The 18259-nt window shown below is 46.7% G+C and carries 17 protein-coding genes; 12 read left to right on the forward strand and 5 right to left on the reverse strand.

The window, feature by feature from the left end:
* Positions 1 to 28 precede the first annotated feature (28 nt).
* The gene (locus tag QTP81_RS15460; RefSeq protein ID WP_289366741.1) at positions 29 to 331 is read left to right on the forward strand and encodes a DUF6482 family protein; all 303 of its coding nucleotides are present in this window, start codon (positions 29 to 31) and stop codon (positions 329 to 331) included.
* 2 nt (positions 332 to 333) lie between these two features.
* Here the strand turns inward: QTP81_RS15460 and QTP81_RS15465 are convergent, their stop codons facing one another.
* From QTP81_RS15465 to QTP81_RS15480, 4 genes are all read right to left on the reverse strand, one after another.
* Positions 334 to 1647, reverse strand: a complete 1314-nt coding sequence (locus tag QTP81_RS15465; RefSeq protein ID WP_289366742.1) for an ABC1 kinase family protein — start codon at positions 1645 to 1647, stop codon at positions 334 to 336.
* A complete protein-coding gene (locus tag QTP81_RS15470; RefSeq protein ID WP_289366744.1) occupies positions 1648 to 2001 on the reverse strand; it encodes a hypothetical protein in 354 nt (117 codons plus the stop codon). It lies immediately after the preceding gene.
* A 102-nt stretch (positions 2002 to 2103) separates the two neighbouring features.
* Positions 2104 to 2589 (reverse strand): DUF6702 family protein, encoded by a 486-nt coding sequence (locus QTP81_RS15475; protein WP_289366745.1) that lies wholly within the window; start codon positions 2587 to 2589, stop codon positions 2104 to 2106.
* A gap of 22 nt (positions 2590 to 2611) precedes the next feature.
* Positions 2612 to 5053 carry a M1 family metallopeptidase gene (locus QTP81_RS15480; RefSeq protein ID WP_289367207.1) on the reverse strand — a complete coding sequence of 814 codons (2442 nt, stop codon included), beginning with the start codon at positions 5051 to 5053 and terminating at the stop codon, positions 2612 to 2614.
* A 251-nt stretch (positions 5054 to 5304) separates the two neighbouring features.
* Between QTP81_RS15480 and proB the strand changes: the two genes are divergently transcribed.
* The 8 genes from proB (at position 5305) to QTP81_RS15520 (ending at position 13310) form a co-directional block, all read left to right on the forward strand.
* Positions 5305 to 6405 (forward strand): glutamate 5-kinase, encoded by a 1101-nt coding sequence (gene proB, locus QTP81_RS15485; RefSeq protein ID WP_289366746.1) that lies wholly within the window; start codon positions 5305 to 5307, stop codon positions 6403 to 6405.
* A 24-nt stretch (positions 6406 to 6429) separates the two neighbouring features.
* Entirely contained in the window at positions 6430 to 7689 is a 1260-nt protein-coding gene (locus QTP81_RS15490) for a glutamate-5-semialdehyde dehydrogenase (protein ID WP_289366749.1), read from the forward strand.
* Positions 7690 to 7710: 21 nt separating this feature from the next.
* Complete coding sequence (locus tag QTP81_RS15495) at positions 7711 to 8676, forward strand: D-2-hydroxyacid dehydrogenase (protein WP_289366750.1); 966 nt, start codon at positions 7711 to 7713, stop codon at positions 8674 to 8676.
* Positions 8673 to 9560: a DMT family transporter gene (locus tag QTP81_RS15500; protein ID WP_289366751.1), complete on the forward strand. Its 888-nt coding sequence runs from the start codon at positions 8673 to 8675 to the stop codon at positions 9558 to 9560. Before QTP81_RS15495 ends, QTP81_RS15500 begins: the two co-directional genes overlap by 4 nt.
* A gap of 131 nt (positions 9561 to 9691) precedes the next feature.
* Positions 9692 to 10879, forward strand: coding sequence for a YjgN family protein (locus tag QTP81_RS15505; protein WP_289366752.1), 1188 nt, complete (start codon positions 9692 to 9694; stop codon positions 10877 to 10879).
* 4 nt (positions 10880 to 10883) lie between these two features.
* Positions 10884 to 11906: a M48 family metallopeptidase gene (locus QTP81_RS15510; protein WP_289366753.1), complete on the forward strand. Its 1023-nt coding sequence runs from the start codon at positions 10884 to 10886 to the stop codon at positions 11904 to 11906.
* Between the two features lie 14 nt (positions 11907 to 11920).
* Entirely contained in the window at positions 11921 to 12862 is a 942-nt protein-coding gene (locus QTP81_RS15515) for an SPFH domain-containing protein (RefSeq protein WP_289366754.1), read from the forward strand.
* A gap of 4 nt (positions 12863 to 12866) precedes the next feature.
* Positions 12867 to 13310 (forward strand): NfeD family protein, encoded by a 444-nt coding sequence (locus QTP81_RS15520; RefSeq protein ID WP_289366756.1) that lies wholly within the window; start codon positions 12867 to 12869, stop codon positions 13308 to 13310.
* A gap of 63 nt (positions 13311 to 13373) precedes the next feature.
* On the opposite strand, the gene QTP81_RS15525 is transcribed toward QTP81_RS15520, so the two are convergent.
* On the reverse strand, positions 13374 to 13982 hold the full coding sequence (locus tag QTP81_RS15525) for a hypothetical protein (protein ID WP_289366757.1): 609 nt from the start codon (positions 13980 to 13982) through the stop codon (positions 13374 to 13376).
* Between the two features lie 197 nt (positions 13983 to 14179).
* Between QTP81_RS15525 and QTP81_RS15530 the strand changes: the two genes are divergently transcribed.
* The 3 genes from QTP81_RS15530 to QTP81_RS15540 all read left to right on the forward strand — a co-directional run bounded on the left by QTP81_RS15530 (position 14180) and on the right by QTP81_RS15540 (position 18258).
* Positions 14180 to 15382, forward strand: a complete 1203-nt coding sequence (locus QTP81_RS15530; protein ID WP_289366758.1) for an ABC transporter substrate-binding protein — start codon at positions 14180 to 14182, stop codon at positions 15380 to 15382.
* On the forward strand, positions 15379 to 15666 hold the full coding sequence (locus QTP81_RS15535) for a hypothetical protein (protein WP_289366759.1): 288 nt from the start codon (positions 15379 to 15381) through the stop codon (positions 15664 to 15666). The genes QTP81_RS15530 and QTP81_RS15535 overlap by 4 nt, the downstream gene beginning before the upstream one ends.
* Before the next feature lie 87 nt (positions 15667 to 15753).
* On the forward strand, positions 15754 to 18258 hold the full coding sequence (locus tag QTP81_RS15540; protein ID WP_289366760.1) for an ATP-binding protein: 2505 nt from the start codon (positions 15754 to 15756) through the stop codon (positions 18256 to 18258).
* The last annotated feature ends 1 nt before the right edge of the window (position 18259 follow it).

Genomic DNA, 18259 nt, shown 5'->3' on the forward strand with positions numbered 1-18259 from the left:
TAAGGCTACATTAATGAAGAGGCCGGCCATGAAGTTTATCTACTCAAAACTCTCTACGGAAACACTGATAGATTTACTCGAAGTGCATTCTTTTGAGATGAATGTTTATCTTGTTCAGCTCAATATTGGTAGCGAGCAAGGTATGGTCTATGATAACAGCGACAAGCCAATGCGTTTTTACAGCTCTCAACAGATCCGTGAGTTGTTCGCTGAGTTTGATGTGGAGCAGGCTGTAATGGTGCACGACACACCCTATGATGAAATGATCGGCAATCCGCCGAAGGCTAATGAGCGAATGGCGTTGCCTTTCTCAATGGTGCAGCCGTACTAAACTTAGTCGTTGACGTGTCGACTGGCGATGGAGTGAACATCGACGCGCGCTTTTAGATTACTGGCAAGTAAAAAAATGCCACCCAACTTGCGATGCAAAAAGACTGAGTTTGCTGGTGGTACATGCCAAAATGCTTCATTGTTGCTAAGTGACATCCCTTTTTCTTGCAGCCGCTTACCTAAATCTGAGGTACCGAAGTCGTATTCACCGGCGGTAACTAATGGCTCACAAGCGTCGAAACACATACTCACAATAAAGTCCTGTAACTCTGGTGCTAAGTCTTTACTCATTAACCCGATATTGAGCACAGCGGTACGTACACGTTCGGGGTCCGAATGAACAACACCGGACATCAACTCTCGGTATAAATGGATAAAATCTCGGGAGTATTCGCGCGTAGCGCCGAAATCAAGTAGCACAACCTTGTCATCTTGTGGGTCATAGCGATAGTTGGCGAAATTCGGGTCTGTTTGGATCAGATGATGCTCAAATGTCTCGGTAAAAAATAGTTCAAACAATGCTGATGCAATGTTATCGCGAGTGGTTTGATCGGCATCGAGCTGAGACTCTATTGGCTCACTGGGCATAAAAGTCATAGCCAAAACGTTATCACGGGTGAACTCTCGATAAACATCGGGCACCGCAAAGCGCTTATCTTCAGCGACGAGCGCTTTATACCGCTCTAGCATATCGGCTTCAGCAATGTAATCGGCTTCAGTGTGAAGCTGGCGTTTGGCTTCATCGAGCAGGGGTTTAAAGTCCACCCCTTTAGGCAGCAGGCCGGTGATAGAGAGTAGTGTGGCCACGTTATCAACATCGCTATCGATACTTTGTTTTACGCCGGGGTACTGAATTTTCAGCGCCAGCATTTCGCCAGTTGGAAGAATTACTTTATGTACCTGACCAATAGACGCGGCGGCGATCGGCGCATAACTGAAGTAAAGAAATTGGTCAGCCCAATCAGCACCGAGTGCTTTCGATAATACGTCATTGACTTGCTGTTTGGGCATGGGATCGGCGTCGCTGCGCAAGCGAGACAGAATTTCCGCCAATGGGGGTGGAAGAATATCACCTGCATCCATGGACATCAGCTGACCTACTTTCATCGCTGCGCCGCGCATATTGGCAAGCTGGTCTGCAATACGACCGACATTCCCGGGGGTTAACAAGAGATCTTTGAGAACTGGCTTTTCGCCTTTTAACAGCTGTCCTGCGCCACTGGTCAACATGTTACCGGCAACGCGAGTTGCCAGAGAGCCGAGCATTCCAAACCGGGTAAAACGTCCGGTGGGAACCGCGCGATGTTTCTTGTCCATTTAAATGATGCTCGCCAGGATATTTAACAACACGCCGAGCACACTGCCTATGGCAAAACCCAGCCAGCCATTTTTGTTTAGGTAACGGGCCAATGCTGCGCCAAAAATGCCTACCCAAAGCATCGCACTATACACTGACGTCAAACTACCTAAGGCAACTACACCGGGCATAAACTGCGAAGTCATTACCGTAATAGCCATGCCAGCAGCGAGAATCACCCACAAGATATTCTTGCGATTTTCAAACGAGTCTGTGCTGTCAGCTTCCGGGTTGTCAGTCGAATCTTGGCCCAGTTCAGCGTCCGCTTGTTTGGCTTTTTGTGAGGCTTTTTGTTTGGTGCGTTGTTGGCGCATAGCGTTCTTTCTGCAGCAGTTGCGTATGCACTTATCATTGCCGTTTAACCCGCTTAGGTCAAACCCAAAGAGCGACAAAAAGGTGTATTTATACGGCCGACTTTAGTCGAATCTAATCGATTTTGCGCCGTCACCAGCATTGAATGTCAGGGTGCGCAGTGGCCCTCGCCCCTCGATATTGACTGTATTGGTTTGCTTCGGCCAAATCTCTTGCATTGCTGCATGAATGAGCGTTAGACCTGTCAGTGACTCTGGGATAGGCGTTTCTTGATAGACCCACAGGTGTTTACCGTCGATTTCGAAACCAACAGTCGTTAGCTGTAGTTGTCTTTGTTCTAAATCGCCTATAGCGAAGCGAGACAATACGTATGTAACAAACGCTTGTTGAGTATCGGCATCAGTATGTATATCGCCCGCCTCAGGCAGTAAACGTTTGGCGGCGTGCTCGGCATCATGCAAGATGAAACGGTGCATAAGTTCGATATTACCGGTGCGCTCATTGAACAACACTGTGCTGATGGCAGCCTTTTGTTGGTGAGCACTTACACCCATTGGGGGAATTGCAATCAAGGCTAACACTACAAGCATTAGCCTTGATTGTAGGATTGTACTATTCAGTCTCATCATCACCTTCAGCAACGTTCAGCTCGGTCTTGCTGTCGTGCATGATATCGCGATAAACCTTACCTTCACGCGGCTTAGACTTGTAGGCTTCTATCCGCGACGGGATAATTTGACGTGGATAGTGATTGTTGTGTACATCGGTATCAGCTGTTTCCCAGTATGGGTCAACCGTGACCGAGGCAAGCTCTTTGTCTTTGTCGGTTATGATCAGCTTACTCACTGCTTTTGGCGAGCGACGCCAGATTTCAGCGGGGATGCGCATCATTTCAGTACTGCCATCAACAAACGTCAGCTCTAAGATGATAGGCATTACTAAGCCGCCAAGATTAGAAAACTCAAGTACATAATAGTTTTTGTCTTCTTCGACGGCACGCTCAAACGCAACGCGCTCATGCGGCTTTAAGCTGGCCATATAATCTTGATAGGCATTGCGCTCTTTATTCGTGACAGTAAAGCGATCGTTCTCATCGTAGTAATCGGTGATATCCGGGAAGCGCTCAACCCACAGCTGCATACCTTCGTCGCGATTGCGCGTATCCGTTAGGGACACCGGCTTATCCGCTTCAGCCTGACGCTCTCTGGCGAAATCTATATCGGGGTTTTCCGTGTCCAAACGAAGCTTATAGATGCGGTCTAACGAAATATCGACATGATCGGTTGAATAAAACCAGCCGCGCCAGAACCAGTCGAGATCGACACCACTGGCTTCTTCCATGGTGCGGAAGAAGTCGGCCGGCGTCGGACGCTTGTATTTCCAACGCTGCGAATATTCTCGGAATGCAAAGTCGAATAATTCACGGCCAAGAATCGTTTCACGCAGAATATTCAGTGCTGCGGCTGGCTTGGTATAGGCGTTCGGACCAAGACTCAATACAGAGTCAGATTGGGTCATGATTGGTACCTGAGTTTCTGACTTCATGTAATCAACGATGTCGCGTGGCTCTACTCCCCAAGGAATACTTGGATCCCATTCACGCCCTGCAACGCCGTCCAAGAAGCTGTTCAGGCCTTCATCCATCCAAGTCCATTGACGTTCGTCTGAATTCACGATCATTGGGAAGTAAATATGGCCGATTTCGTGGATAACGACGCCAATTAGGAAACGCTTTTCCGCTTGTGAATACGTGCGACTACCATCATCGCGCAATTCAGTTCGCGGTCCGTTGAAGGTGATCATTGGATATTCCATGCCGCCGACAGGGCCGTTAACCGATTGCGCAACAGGGTATGGATAATCAAACGAAAAGCGCGAGTAGACTTCCATCGTGTGGATCACAGATTCAGTTGAATACTTCTTCCACAAGTCGCCGCCTTCTTTGGGATAGAATGACATGGCCATGACTAATGGTTGGTCATCACCACCTTGGTGATAGCCGCGCGCATCCCACATAAATTTGCGCGATGATGCCCAGGCAAAATCACGCACATTTTCCGCTTTAAAACGCCAAGTTTTAAGCTCGTCTGTACCTTCTTTTTCGTTCTCGAGCGCTTCTTCTTCGGTCACGATAAAGACAATACGCTCGGCATCTTCCGCTTCTTTAAGCCGATTGCGTTGCTCTTTGGTCAGCACATCGCGAGGATTATCCAAGACACCTGTAGAAGAAACAATGTGGTCAGCAGGAACCGTGATGCTAACATCGTAGTTACCGAATTCTAGAGTGAATTCACCGCGGCCAATAAACTCTTTATTCGTCCATGCCTCGTAATCGGTGTAAGCGGCTAAACGAGGAAACCACTGAGCGAGTAAGAAGATATCATTACCGCCTTCACGCGCATCATCGGGGAAGTGTTCATAACCCGCACGGGCAGATACAGCATCTTCTTCGACGATATTGAAGCCAAAGTCGATATCGAATTCAAAGCTTTTTCCCGGTTTTAATGGCGTGGGCAAGTCAACCCGCATCAAGGTACCTACAATGACGTATTCAAGTGCATTACCACGTGAATCTTCGACCGCTTTGATTTGGTAACCCAGCTCATTGTCGTCGACAAATTGCTGACGACGCAACGCCGCAATACTCATTTGCGCAGGTTGTGAACCACTGGCAGATTGCGTTGCTGGGCCTCGATTGCCAATGCCACCAAAGGTGGTGGTCAATGCTGACATGGAGTCTTCGCGGAACTTGTTTTGATCCAATTGGATCCACAAATACTTCAGCGTATCAGGTGAGTTGTTGGTATAAACGATCGACTGCTCTGCATCGAGTCGGCGCAGCGCTTCATTCAAGCGAACGTCAATTTGATAGTCGACTTGTTGTTGCCAATATTCATGGCCGGGTTCGCCCGCGGCATTGCGATAAACGTTCGGTGTGGGTAACACTTCATCTAATTGACGAAATTTATCTTCAAAATCACCTTTTGTTTGTTGAATGGCTGCTTGTAATGGCATTACAAGGCCGAAAAGGGCTGCTGCGAGAACGGGGCGCATTATTTTTTTCATCATTAACCTGCTCAATTCCAGTTAAATTTTCGAGTTAACTTGGAATTTTGGTGCGTTTTTGCGGAATAAGCATTATAAACAGTTTTTCTGCAAACTAACCAGTGATTGGTCTGACCGATTCAGCCATCCAACTTTACTGGCTGTTTAATAATCGAGCTAGCTAAGTTAGTTGATTCAGTTCTTGAGTATTAGCTAATTATTCGTATGCTCAGGGTTTTAGTCTGGGAATTCCACAAATCATGAGTGCCTTTGAATGGCAGCGCGCCGTAATAAAAGTTGGCAGTGCTTTAGTTGCGCCTGATGGTGAGCGCTGTAGTGCCGAGTTTTTATTGCCGTTGGCCCGGTTTATTAGCGCGAGTCGTCAACGTGGCAAAGAAGTGATCGTAGTCTCTTCAGGTAGTGTGGCGGCTGGGCGCAAAGCCGTGCCTGTCACTCATACGCCGAGTATTGCCGAAAAGCAGGCTATGGCAGCGATAGGGCAGACACAAATGATGGCCAATTGGGCGCGTTTCTTTGATTTTCCCTGTGCACAGGTGTTACTCACCGCCGATGATTTGCGCGACCGAGTGCGGTTTATCAACATACAAAACACATTGCGAGAGTTACTTAAGCATGGCGCGTTACCGATTGTGAACGAAAATGACACGGTGGCGACCGCTGAGCTCAAAGTCGGCGACAACGACAACCTAGGCGCCTATGCTGCTTTGGTCGCCCAAGCTGATACCTTGATCATGTGTTCCGATATTGACGGATTATTTACTGCCGATCCGCGCAAAGAACCAGATGCGAAGCTGATCCCTGAGGTAAACAAGATTGATAACACCATACATCAATTGGCAGGTGGCGCTGGCACTGCAGTAGGAACTGGTGGTATGAAAACCAAGATCCAAGCTGCTGAAAAGTGTGTGCAAAGCGGTATTCAAACCCTAATTGTGAATGGCCGTAAAGGTGAGGTGTTTGATGCACTTGCGAGTGGTCACTGTCCGGGAACTTTGTTTCGTCCATTAGTCACCGCGCAAAAAGCCCGTGCACATTGGTTAAAACACACATTGTTGGCGAAAGGGCGTATCACTGTTGACGATGGTGCTATGCGGGCGCTAACTGAACGCAATGCGTCTTTACTACCAACCGGTATTATCAGCATCGAAGGGCAGTTCAGTGCCGGGGATGCTGTAACGATCTGCTTCGCTGACAGACCGATAGCCCAAGGTATTGCTCAGTATGCCAGTCACGAATTGGCACAAATCAAGGGCTTACAGAGTCAACAAATTGAAGAGTTATTGGGTTACAGCTCGGGTGACGTTGCCGTCCACCGCGATGACTTAGTAACGCTAAATTAAGTTTTTATAAAAGGGATAGACCCAATGTCTACAGCCGAATTTTCGATTTCACTTGCTGCCCAGCAGGCTAAAAAAGTTGCTCCGGTGATTGCTCAATTACAGCATAAAGAGAAGCGCAATGTGCTATTGGCTGTGGCGGAACAACTCAGGGAGCGAGAAGAAGCAGTGTTGTCTGCCAATGCTATTGATATGCAAAACGCTAAAGACAGCGGCCTAGATGCTGCCATGTGCGACCGACTGTTACTCGATCCCCAGCGCTTAGAGTCGCTGGCTCAAGCTGTAGAGGTCATCGCAAATCAGCCAGATCCGGTAGGAAGCATGAGTGCCAGTGAAACTATGGCGAGCGGTATTCAAGTCGCGAAGATGCGTATTCCATTGGGCGTTATTGCGATGATTTACGAGTCGCGACCGAATGTGACAATTGACGCAGCAGCCTTGTGTTTTAAAGCCGGAAATGCGGTTATTTTGCGCGGTGGTAAAGAGGCATTGCATTCCAACTTAGCGTTGGCTGAATGTTTTCATGCCGCGCTCGCCAGCTTTGATTTGCCAGACCAAGCGGTTACCGTTATCCCTGATCCTGACCGCGCAATTATGAATGAGCTTTTGACCTTGAACGATTCCATCGACTTAGTTATTCCACGCGGTGGCGAGGGGCTGATTCGATTTGTTTCTGAGCATAGTCGGATCCCTGTTATCCAGCACTTCAATGGGGTGTGTCACTTATTTGTGGATCGCGATGCTGACTTGAGTAAAGCGCTTAACATCTTAGAAAATGGTAAAACCCAGCGAGTAGGCGTGTGCAATGCGCTCGAGACATTACTGGTGGATAAAGCGATTGCCGCTGAATTTTTACCGCGCGTGCAAGCCCTGTTTGCGCAACATTCGGTCCGCGTGCACGCCTGTGAACAGTCATTGCCTTACTTTCCCGAGGCAGAAGCCGCTACCGAGCATGACTGGCATGCGGAGTATCTCGCTATGGAGATCGCAGTTCGGGTCGTAGATGACATGCAAGCCGCAATTGCTCACATTAGCACTTATGGATCAGGCCATACTGAGGTCATCGTAACTGAGCATTTATCGCGTGCGCAGCAGTTTATACGGGTAGTGGATTCGTCAGTTGTTATGGTTAACGCATCATCGCGTTTCTCTGATGGTGGCGAATTAGGGCTAGGTGCAGAAATCGGTATATCAACCAGTAAACTACACGCTTATGGGCCTATGGGCGCGGCAAGCCTTACAACGGAAAAGTTTGTTGTAACCGGTTCGGGCCATATTCGGGCCTAGTCAACACATCAGGGTGCGCATATGCAAAAGCTGCAAGGTGTAATTCTCGATCTCGACTCGATGGGGCCGGAATCACTGGATCTAAGCTGCTTACTCAATATTGCTGAAATCGATTGGCAAATCTTTGATGCAACTACAGCGCAGCAGGCCGCGCTGCGGGTCGCGGATGCTGATATCGTATTAACGAACAAAGTCGCATTAGACCGCGAGATAATCGCTTATGCTAAAAATTTGCGTTACATCGGCGTATTAGCCACTGGTGTGAACAATATTGATATGCATGCATGTGAACAGGCGGGGATTACGGTTAAAAATGTTTCTCGCTATGGAACTGCTTCGGTCGCTCAGCATACCCTAATGCTAATGCTGATGCTGGCCACATCGGTCAATCATTACAACAAAGCGGTGAAACAGGGGGCTTGGCAACAATCCGAACAGTTTTGTTTGCTCGACTACCCGATCATGGAGTTAGCCGGCAAACACCTAGTAATTGTCGGCTATGGAACCTTAGGCAAGGCAGTGGCTAAACTCGCCGAAGCCTTCGATATGCGCGTTACTGTTGCGTTACGGCCAGGCGATACAAGAGCCGGAACTCAAAGCCGACGGCCTGCGTTAGAGGATGTGCTACCTCGTGCCGACTTCGTGTCTTTGCATTGTGCTTTATCGCCAGACACTGCGCAGATGATTAACGCTGAGCGTTTAGCATTAATGCGATCATCAGCTTTTCTTATTAACACTGCGCGCGGTGGCTTAGTCGATGAAGATGCGCTGCTTCACGCGCTGGAGCATAAGCAAATCGCTGGCGCAGCCTTGGATGTGGTAAGCACTGAGCCACCGCCACAATCATTAGCCATAGTAAAAGCGCAATTGCCCAACTTGTTGATAACTCCTCATGTGGCTTGGGCAGCCACTGAAGCGCGACAGCGGCTATTAAACATTGCTGCATCGCATTTAGACGCATTCATTCAGCAGTCTAAACCACAATGAACGCGCTATTATTTATCGTTTGCGTCATTATTTGGGGTTCAACGTGGATAGGTATCACCTTTCAAGTCGGTCACGTTGAGCCTGTGGTTGCAGTCGCATGGCGATTTAGTATTGCGGTAGTTTGTATCGGTTTGTGGATGCTGGCGACACGACGTTCATTCCGCATGCCAGCGCACATGCACGTTAAAGCGCTCAGTGTCGGTCTGATTTTGTACACCTTGGATTATTCATTTCTGTACGCTGCCCAGCAGTACATTGTCAGTGCCTTATTAGCAGTACTCAGTTCCAGTGTTATTTATTTTACAGTGCTGTTCCGGCGCGTTTTCCTGAATAAACCGCTGCGCCGCGAAGTACTTGTTGGGGCCACCTTGGGTCTACTCGGGATAGTGTTGATCTTCTCGCCAGAATTTACGCAAATGACTGCTCAGCAGGGGTTAGTGCTCGGTTTACTATTTGCTCTTGTGAGTTTCGTCAGTGCTGCCATTGGAAATATTCTCTCGGAAAACATGCTGGATGAAGGTGTGCCTGTTATGCAAATGAACTTTTATGCAATGGGGTACGGCTTATTCTTTATGTACGGCTATGGTTTTATGTCAGGGGCGTCCTTTACCTATCCTGATCATTTGGAGTTTACCCTTGCGCTGCTTTACTTGGCACTGTTTGGGTCGGTACTTGCCTTTGGCGCCTACATGAAGCTTTTGCAGCGCATAGGGTCGGATAAATCCACTTATGTTGTCTTGGTCTATCCGATTGTGGCCTTGGGCTTGTCGACATTATTTGAAGGCTATCAATGGACGCTTGCTGCAGTATTTGGCGTTATTTTGGTTCTAATAGGCAATGCTATCGCCATGGGAAAGCTCAATCGACAACTGAAGATTTCATAGCAACTCACTTAATGTCCGTGTGAACTAAAGAAAGTTATTCGTCGTTAAAGATTGCTCAATTGTCGATTTTCTCGTATGTTGGCGTGGCGAAAAAGTCGCATGGATTAGAAGGGATAGTATTACGAGGGCTTATGGAATCTACAATCGATTATTCAAACTACTCTTTAGATGAACTCATTCAGGCACGTCAAACGATTGATACTGATACATATCCAGCACGCGCTGCTGAGTTAGATCGTCTTATCGCTGAGCGACAAGCAATCGTCGCCACTACAACTGCTGAAACTCAAGCACAAGAATTGCGTCGAGTTGGTGTAAGGTTTCATGGTAACGCAAAAGAGTTTTTCTCAATTTGGATTGTTAACTTGTTACTTACATTGGTGACGTTGGGCATCTATTCGGCATGGGCGAAAGTGCGCACCAACCGCTATTTTTATGGCAACACTGAAATTGATGGACATCGATTTGCGTATTTGGCCGAACCATTGCAAATCTTAAAAGGGCGAATTATTGCGGCAATTGCGTTTGCAGCCTTTGCTGTCTTGCAAATGATCAACCCTGTTTTCGCATTAATCCTTATGCTTGTATTCGCAGCATTTACACCTTTAATCGTTGTATTGGGATTGCGTTTTAAAATGCGAATGACCGCTTATCGCAATGTTCGATTCCAGTTTCACGGTAGCTATGGTGACGCGTTTTTAGTCTTCGTTGTTTGGCCATTTTTGAGCATTTTCACATTCTATTTACTGATGCCTTGGGTGCTAAAAAAGATTGACCAGTACATCATTGACAACACCAGCTTCGGTGACAGAAGTTTCGACACCGGAATTAAAACCAGTGAATATTATGCTAACTCTATAAGTGCCAGTCTTCTGTTCGTTCTGGTTTTTATCGTTGGCGCCTTAGTGTCTGCGTTTGTCCTTGCTCCCTTGAGTGCTGTCGAGGGATTCGATTTGTCCGTATTAGGTATTCTTGCTTCTTATTTAATAGGTTTTGCGGTCGCTTCCAGCTTCTATCAGGCGCGCATTCGCAATCACTTGTTTGGCAAGACTAAAATAGATAGTGTTGCGAGGCTTAGCTCTCAGGTGGAAACTTTTGGCCTAGTAAAGTTGCGGGTTGTAAATACATTAGCGATCGTGTTTACCCTTGGCTTGGCAATTCCTTGGGCCAAGATTCGTGCCGCTAAGTTTTTCGCTGATGCCACCCAAATCACGGTTTTATCTGGCATTAACGAAGTTCTCGCAGGAGATAACGGTACTGTGGGAGCAACGGCTGAAGAAGCCGCAACATTATTTGACGTTGACTTAGCTGTAGGTTAGCGCCGTGTGGTCAGCACAATTTTACCATGACGGGGGCTCCAAAGCCTCCGCTGTAATGATCTCCCTGGAAGGTGATAAGCTCATAGTCACCAGTCCAGAAAGCGAGTTTGAATCGCTTAGTTTTGACAAAGATTTGATTCAGGTAAAGTCCAAATTAGGGGGGCTTCCGCGTGAGATAATTCTCCCCACCAAAGATTTGATCATCGTCGATGGCGATAGAGAGTTAGACGCTTGGCTTGACGGTGATTTTGGCGGCCGCCTGAATAAGTGGGAGACCAATCGTCGCTGGTTGATCACAAGCGTCCTTGGCGTCCCCATTCTGGTCTACTTGGTCTTCGGATTTGGTATTCCGTGGTTTGCCGTCCACCTTGCTGATTATGTCCCGCAATCGGTGAAGGCTATTAGTTCAGAGCGCACCTTAAGTGCTTTAGATTATTCGGTATTAGAGCCGTCAGCTTTATCAGAAGATACTCAACTGTCGATTCAACAGGGTTTTCGCGAGGTCGTGCGCGCTATCGATACTGACCTTGATTCTTACAATGTACAGTTTCGACAGTCCGAGACGTTTGGGCCTAACGCATTTGCATTACCCGATGGCACTATTGTTTTCACTGATGCGCTCGTTGACTTGTTAGAGCGAGAGCAACGCCTATTGGATGCAATCTTTCTCCACGAAATCGGTCATGTGGAACAGAATCATTCAATGCAGATGGTCGCTGAATCAATTGTAGCTACTATTGCGATCAGCTATTTTGTTGGTGACGTAAGCGGTGCAGTAGAGGCGTTTATGGGGGTTGGCAGTAGTGTTTTGCAAAACAGATTCTCCCAAGCACACGAGTGGCAAGCAGATGATTACGCCATTATGCAGTTGCGAGCAATGGGCCGTAGTCCTCAGGATTTTGCCGACGCCATGTTGGCATTTGCTGAGTTTGTTCCGGCGAGTCCTGACGTGGTATCGTGGTTTGAAACGCATCCGGGCACAACTGACCGGATTGAAAATGCTGAACGCGCAGCAGAGCAACAATAATAGGAAGTTAATAGATGGAAGTTTTACTCGATTATATCTTTACCGCACAAACATTCTTGTTGATTTTTGTTTTGGTACTTATCAAGCAATCTGTGAAGTTTGTCCCGCAGAACCGTGCTTTTATTATCGAGCGATTCGGTAAATATACGCGCACTTTGGAAGCGGGCTTGAACTTTATTGTACCTTTTATTGATAGTGTTGCGGCGGATCGCTCGCTCAAAGAACAAGCGGGAGACGTGCCAGAACAAGCGGCTATTACACGTGACAACATTACATTAAGTGTTGACGGTGTTTTGTATTTTCGGGTTGTTGACCCCTACAAAGCCACTTATGGGGTAGAGGAGTACGTGTTCGCCGTTACTCAGTTGGCGCAAACCACGATGCGTTCTGAGCTCGGTAAGATGGAGCTTGATAAAACCTTTGAAGAACGTGACCAATTGAACGTGAATATTGTTTCATCGCTCAACGAAGCTGCAGCGCCTTGGGGCGTACAGGTTTTACGTTATGAGTTAAAAGACATTAAACCGCCAGTGAGTGTTTTGGATGCGATGGAGCAACAGATGAAGGCTGAGCGGGTCAAGCGTGCTCAGATCTTAGAGTCTGAAGGTGATAGACAAGCCGCTATTAACCGTGCAGAAGGTGAAAAGGCTGCTGTCGTGCTTGCTGCCCAAGCAGAAAAAGAAGAACAAATTTTGAAAGCCGAAGGTGAAGCTCGGGCGCTCATCCAAGTCGCCGAAGCGCAAGCAGAAGCCATCCGTAAAGTCGGTGAGGCAGCGGCTACCAGTGAAGGTCAAAAAGCCGTGCAGCTCGAATTGGCGAAAGGTGCAATCACTGCTAAAGAGAAAATTGCCAAAGAGTCTTCAGTTGTATTACTACCAGATGGCAATACCGAAATAGGTTCTGTTGTGGCACAGGCAATGAGTATTATGGACAAGTTCTCCAACAAAGCGGGATAACGCAATGGATACAATGTTGAACAATATGCCGCACTTCCTGCTGGGAATCGGTATAGCTCTTTTGATTGTGGAAATATTGCTGGGCTTCACGACAATCCTACTTTTCACGCTCGGCATTTCGTTTATATTGACCTCGGGCTTGATGTACTTCGGCATCATTGACGAGCAAATGCTCGACGCGTTTATCGCCGTGGCCGTTTTAGATACTATCTTTACTGCATTGCTTTGGCGCCCGATGCGCAAATTACAAAAAAACGTGGATTCAACGCCGGTCACTTCAGATCTAGTCGGTATGACCTTTAACTTGGAATCTGATGTAGCACCTGGTATTGACGGTGAAACGCGATACTCGGGAATTACCTGGAAGGTTAAGTCAGCACAGTCACTTAAAGCCGGCACTGAAGTCAAAGTGGTGCGCGTTGAGGTGGGTGTATTGTTTGTTGAGTAAACAGTCGGGTCAGCCCAATAATACTGTGCTGACCCAACTTTTGCTTTTCGTTGTCGATTTTTTCTAAGCCGCAATAAACGTCTCTATTGGCACGCGAACAAGTTTTCCTTCCTGCTGCATTTCCTGAATAAAGTTTAGCAAGACTTGTTCAACAATCACGCCAAATGCCGATGCTGGAGACATAGGCTCAGCATTCTCAAACGGCGCATCTTTATTGCCGATAGTGGTGTGTAACGCGTGTTTGTATTCCTTGGTGGTCAGTTCACCGTCTTCGTCGGTATAGGTGATAAACACTTCGTAGTAATCAGTTACCAGCGTACCGACTGCGCCAAACGTTAACCCTGTGCCAAAACCTTTAGCTGCAGCGTCACCTAAGTCAGCAACATTGTTTACCGTTACCTTAATGCGCTTTGTAGTGCCATCGGTTGCTGGCGCGATCACGCCGCTGGCTCTCAACGTGCGCTCAACATGCGAGCGAACTTCCGCGTTTGCATCAGGGAACGCTTCACCGTTGCGCTGAAACTCGATATCCACCAACATGGCGTGTTGGTCGTCCACTTTTTGAATGTCATCATAGGTCGCTTTACCAAAGCTGGGATCGACATAGGATTTCGACGAGATACAGCCGGTCATAAAAAGTACTGCAAATGCGGGCAATAATAGTTTTTTCATACTTGTTCCAATTGTTATATTTTTTTCCTAAGTAATTGATACTCAATGTACCAAACACGCTCCAGCATAACGTAAAAAGTTGCTTTGTGGTAAGCGGTTTTTATACCTAAGAACTCATCCAAATTAAGCAAAAAACGTATAAATCTTCTACACTTATTTTGCCCCGCTTAGTCGTGTGCACGATCGAGAGATTCAATATGCAAAAATCACTGTTTCGCATGTCTCTATTTGCTTTTAGTTTCTGTCTAGGAGCGGCTTTTCTTGTGCATGCGGAACAACAAGAACCCTTCATCATTGGTCTCGACGCTGACATGTCTGCAGTAGCGGCAGAAGGTGGAACCGCAATATTCCGCGGTGCCTCATTAGCCATTGAAGAGATTAACCAAGCCGGTGGCCTATTGGGGCGGCAGATATCATTGGTCGTGAAAGATCATCGTGGCAATCCGGCTAGAGGCTTGCGCAACTTAGCGCAGTTAAGCGAAGAACCAAACTTACTAGCGGTGATTGGCGGTGTACATACGCCGGTGGTATTGCAAGAGTTAGATTTGATTCATCAAAAACCCCTGATTTTTTTAGTTCCTTGGGCAGCAGGAACTGCAATTATCGATAACGGTTTTGAACCCAACTACGTATTTAGAGTTTCTGTTCGAGACTCAGAAGCCGCATCAGTGATTTTAAGCAATATCAAACGACGGGGCGTTAAGCGTGTTGCATTAATACTGGAGCGCACTGGCTGGGGGCGTTCGAATGAAAAGTCTATGGAGCAGGTCGCCGCAAAACTCGGCATTGATATAGTTGCCACAGAATGGATAAATTGGCGCCAGCAAGCGTTCGATGAGGCGGTAACGAGAATCGCTGACTCTGATGCAGAGGCAGTGGTAATGGTTGCCAATGCGCCAGAGGGTGCGGTTGCTGCAACCAGCCTATTTAACAACAGAAAAACTCAGCAGTTGCCGATCGTATCTCATTGGGGGATAGCGGGTGGAAAATTTGCCGAGTTACTGGGCTTAGATATTCTCACGCAACTGGACTTAAGCGTTCTGCAAACCTTCCATTTCCAGCAAGCCAACAATCCTCAGCTAGCGGAAAGTCTGCTAGCGCGTTATAGGAGTAGTTTTGATGCTGAAGCATCGCCCAAAAGTATCAAAGGGCAAGTCGGCTTAGCCCATGCTTATGATCTAATTCACATGCTCGCGCAGGCTGTGGAAACTGCTCAAAGTTCAGAGCCTAAAGCGGTGAGGGATGCTTTGCAGAGTCTTCAAGAACATCAAGGGTTGATTAAAACTTATGTTCAACCTTTTGTGGAAAATCAAGACGCGCTGTGGGCTTCGGACTATATTCTAACGACGTATGATGTACAAGGCGATCTCATACCAAGACCAAGGAACGAAGCTGAATGAGTCAGTATTTTAGCCTCAAACAGTATTTGTTTCGGCGCGCATTACCAAGTCAGTTAGTCATCTTAATCTTACTCTCAGTATTATTGTCGGCGTTGTTTTATATTTATTCCAAGCCACAGATTGATCAAAGGCATCAAAACAACGCAGAACACTTGGTCGCTTCTGTGGAAAGTGGTGTTGGAGATATTATTGAGCAATTGAATAATCTTGCGGCCAATGACTTTGTAACCAATAGTTTGATAGATAAACGCCAACAGCAATATTATTTACCACTATTCTTTTAATCGTTCCGTATCAGTGGCGTCGAGAAAGCATCGATTGGTCTATTCAGTTTTGATGCACAAGTAATTTCCGGTAGAAATCTCAAGCCGATGAACGCCATCTTAGACACTCACCAATGGCAGCAAATAGTACTCGAAGAGGGACAGGTCTATACTGAAATTCGAGACGATGGCGTGACCATCGCTGTGCCGGTTTTTTTCTCTCCGGGATTTGTAGAAGGCGCTATTGTGTTCTATTCGCAGTCGTTGAGCGCTATCATTCGATTATACGAAACGAACTCGCATTTGTTGCTACTTGATAGTAAGCGCAGAGTCATATTTGCTTCTGACGACTCCCCGTTTACGCCTGGTCAACGAATAGTCGAGCATGAATTCGATGACTGGGTTCACAAGACCATAGTAAAGTCGGGTCTAGCCTATGTCAGTTTTGAGTCCTACCGAGATGCGTATTCAACCGTTTTGTATCTGCTGCCATTTATTTTCTTAACCCTATTTTTAACTCTTTTTGCTTTATATCTAAGCACTAACTTAATCGCTGATCGCGGTTCAGAAACCTTATCGCAATTAGCGAATCAATTGTGGTCAGGTTTCACCGGGCCGACAAACGACAACACTGCTCACTCCATCAAAGAGCTTAGTGATATCAGGCAGGCGTTTAATAATCTTCGGGAACAAGTCGACACTTTATCGTTGTCAAATGCTCGAGTGAATAATGTCATCAATGCCCTGTATGAATACTTGATCGTGCTTGATGCGAATTACGCGCCTCTGATTGTGAATCAAGCAAGCCGAGATTTTATGCACAGAGCGAATTTTAGCGAACATCAACTTGAGCAATTGGTGAGCGATTTACAGAAGTTTGCCAAAAGCGGCTCGAATCTAGAGCGATTTGAAGCGACATACATTGATTCAGAAACCGAAGATACGCTTTTTGTTTCTTGGTATACAACACCATTGACAGATGAGGCGGGTGAACAGGCTGGCTTGGTTATCGTCGGCGAAGACCAAACGCGACGTAAGTATTTAGAGTCGCAATTACGCTTGAAAACACAAGCTGTCGATCGCGCTAGCACATCAATCCTTATCTCCGATATCACTCAACCGGGTGAGCCGATTATCTACACCAATAGTGCATGCGAGCAATTAACGGGATACAAGGTAGAGGACTTCTTAGGTAATAATTGCCGATTTCTTCAAGGTCCTGACACAGACAAACGGGATACGCGTCGGATCCGTGACGCAATAAACAAGCGCGAACCAGTTGATGTCACCTTAGTTAATTACAAAAAGGATGGTTCACCGTTCTACAATCACTTAACCCTTACACCTATTATCAGTGATAGCGGTGAAGTCACTCATTATTTGGGAATACAACAGGACGTCACTGCCGCGAAGGAAGCCGCAGAGTACTTAGAACAGGCTCGTGTTAAAGCTGAAGAATCGTCGCGAATGAAAACCGATTTTTTAGCCAACATGAGTCATGAAATTAGAACACCCATAAATGGGATTTATGGATTTTTGCAGTTGCTTAATGAAACAGGTTTGAATAAGAAGCAGCGTCAGTTTGTTGAAATGGCGTCAACAAGTACACAAAACCTATTGCACATCATTAATGATATTTTGGACTTGTCGAAAATTGAAGCGGGCAAATTGAGTATAGAGAAAATTTATTTTGACCCGCTGGCATTTTTTGAAGAAATTATAAGCACTTACCAGACGCATGCGCAAAGCAAGGACCTCGATTTTGAAGCCAAGATAGATATACCTGACGAATTATTACTGAATAGCGATCCGACACGTATTAGACAAGTAATTGTTAATTTGCTCAGTAACGCGATCAAATTCACCGAGCATGGCAAAGTCAGGCTCTCTGCTGCTATCAAGTCAGTGGATGATGTTTACATATTGACCGTTGCCGTTAAAGACACCGGCGTGGGGATTTCCCCTGATAAGCAGGCCGCAATATTCGAACAGTTCTCGCAAGAAGATGTTTCGACTACTCGTGAGTTCGGAGGGACAGGTCTTGGACTTTCTATTTCTCAACAACTGTGTCAATTGTTAGGGGGGGAGATAAAGGTTGTCAGCCAAAAAGGTCAAGGCAGTCAATTTCGCGCAACCTTCGCGATTACAACAGCACTGCGCAGCGAACAACCTATACAAAAAGTTGAGCAACACACGTCCGTTGACCTTTCTGAACATCGAGAATGCAAGGTGTTACTCGTAGAAGACAATCATATCAATCAAGTTGTTGCACAAAATCAACTTGACGAGCATCGGGTCGAGATTGCCGATAATGGTCTAAAGGCAATTGAGCACTTGCGCGACTCAACTGCGCATTACGATGTAATTTTAATGGATTGCCAAATGCCTGTTATGGACGGTTTTGAGGCGTCTGAACGAATTAGGGCCGGAGATGCAGGTAATGCAAATCGCAAAATACCGATCATTGCATTAACCGCAAACGCAATGAAAGGTGATAGGGAACGCTGCTTGGCTGCCGGCATGAACGATTACATTAGCAAACCATTCGACGCCACCGTGCTCAATCAAAAAGTACGCTTTTGGGCCGGAAAAAACGAAGTGGTGGCAGAGTAAG

It is taken from the genome of Neoalteromonas arenosi, assembly GCF_030362855.1.
Taxonomy (GTDB): Bacteria; Pseudomonadota; Gammaproteobacteria; order Enterobacterales; family Alteromonadaceae; genus Alteromonas_E; species Alteromonas_E arenosi.

What these genes read in the sequence shown, in the direction of transcription:
- QTP81_RS15495 (WP_289366750.1), top strand. Translation starts at nt 7,711, where the DNA reads ATGCAAAAGCTGCAAGGTGTAATTCTCGATCTCGACTCGATGGGGCCG.
- QTP81_RS15480 (WP_289367207.1), bottom strand. Translation starts at nt 5,053, where the DNA reads ATGCGCCCCGTTCTCGCAGCAGCCCTTTTCGGCCTTGTAATGCCATTA.
- QTP81_RS15525 (WP_289366757.1), bottom strand. Translation starts at nt 13,982, where the DNA reads ATGAAAAAACTATTATTGCCCGCATTTGCAGTACTTTTTATGACCGGC.
- QTP81_RS15470 (WP_289366744.1), bottom strand. Translation starts at nt 2,001, where the DNA reads ATGCGCCAACAACGCACCAAACAAAAAGCCTCACAAAAAGCCAAACAA.
- QTP81_RS15465 (WP_289366742.1), bottom strand. Translation starts at nt 1,647, where the DNA reads ATGGACAAGAAACATCGCGCGGTTCCCACCGGACGTTTTACCCGGTTT.
- QTP81_RS15490 (WP_289366749.1), top strand. Translation starts at nt 6,430, where the DNA reads ATGTCTACAGCCGAATTTTCGATTTCACTTGCTGCCCAGCAGGCTAAA.
- QTP81_RS15500 (WP_289366751.1), top strand. Translation starts at nt 8,673, where the DNA reads ATGAACGCGCTATTATTTATCGTTTGCGTCATTATTTGGGGTTCAACG.
- QTP81_RS15475 (WP_289366745.1), bottom strand. Translation starts at nt 2,589, where the DNA reads ATGCTTGTAGTGTTAGCCTTGATTGCAATTCCCCCAATGGGTGTAAGT.
- QTP81_RS15535 (WP_289366759.1), top strand. Translation starts at nt 15,379, where the DNA reads ATGAGTCAGTATTTTAGCCTCAAACAGTATTTGTTTCGGCGCGCATTA.
- QTP81_RS15520 (WP_289366756.1), top strand. Translation starts at nt 12,867, where the DNA reads ATGGATACAATGTTGAACAATATGCCGCACTTCCTGCTGGGAATCGGT.
- QTP81_RS15540 (WP_289366760.1), top strand. Translation starts at nt 15,754, where the DNA reads ATGAACGCCATCTTAGACACTCACCAATGGCAGCAAATAGTACTCGAA.
- QTP81_RS15460 (WP_289366741.1), top strand. Translation starts at nt 29, where the DNA reads ATGAAGTTTATCTACTCAAAACTCTCTACGGAAACACTGATAGATTTA.
- proB (WP_289366746.1), top strand. Translation starts at nt 5,305, where the DNA reads ATGAGTGCCTTTGAATGGCAGCGCGCCGTAATAAAAGTTGGCAGTGCT.
- QTP81_RS15515 (WP_289366754.1), top strand. Translation starts at nt 11,921, where the DNA reads ATGGAAGTTTTACTCGATTATATCTTTACCGCACAAACATTCTTGTTG.
- QTP81_RS15505 (WP_289366752.1), top strand. Translation starts at nt 9,692, where the DNA reads ATGGAATCTACAATCGATTATTCAAACTACTCTTTAGATGAACTCATT.
- QTP81_RS15530 (WP_289366758.1), top strand. Translation starts at nt 14,180, where the DNA reads ATGCAAAAATCACTGTTTCGCATGTCTCTATTTGCTTTTAGTTTCTGT.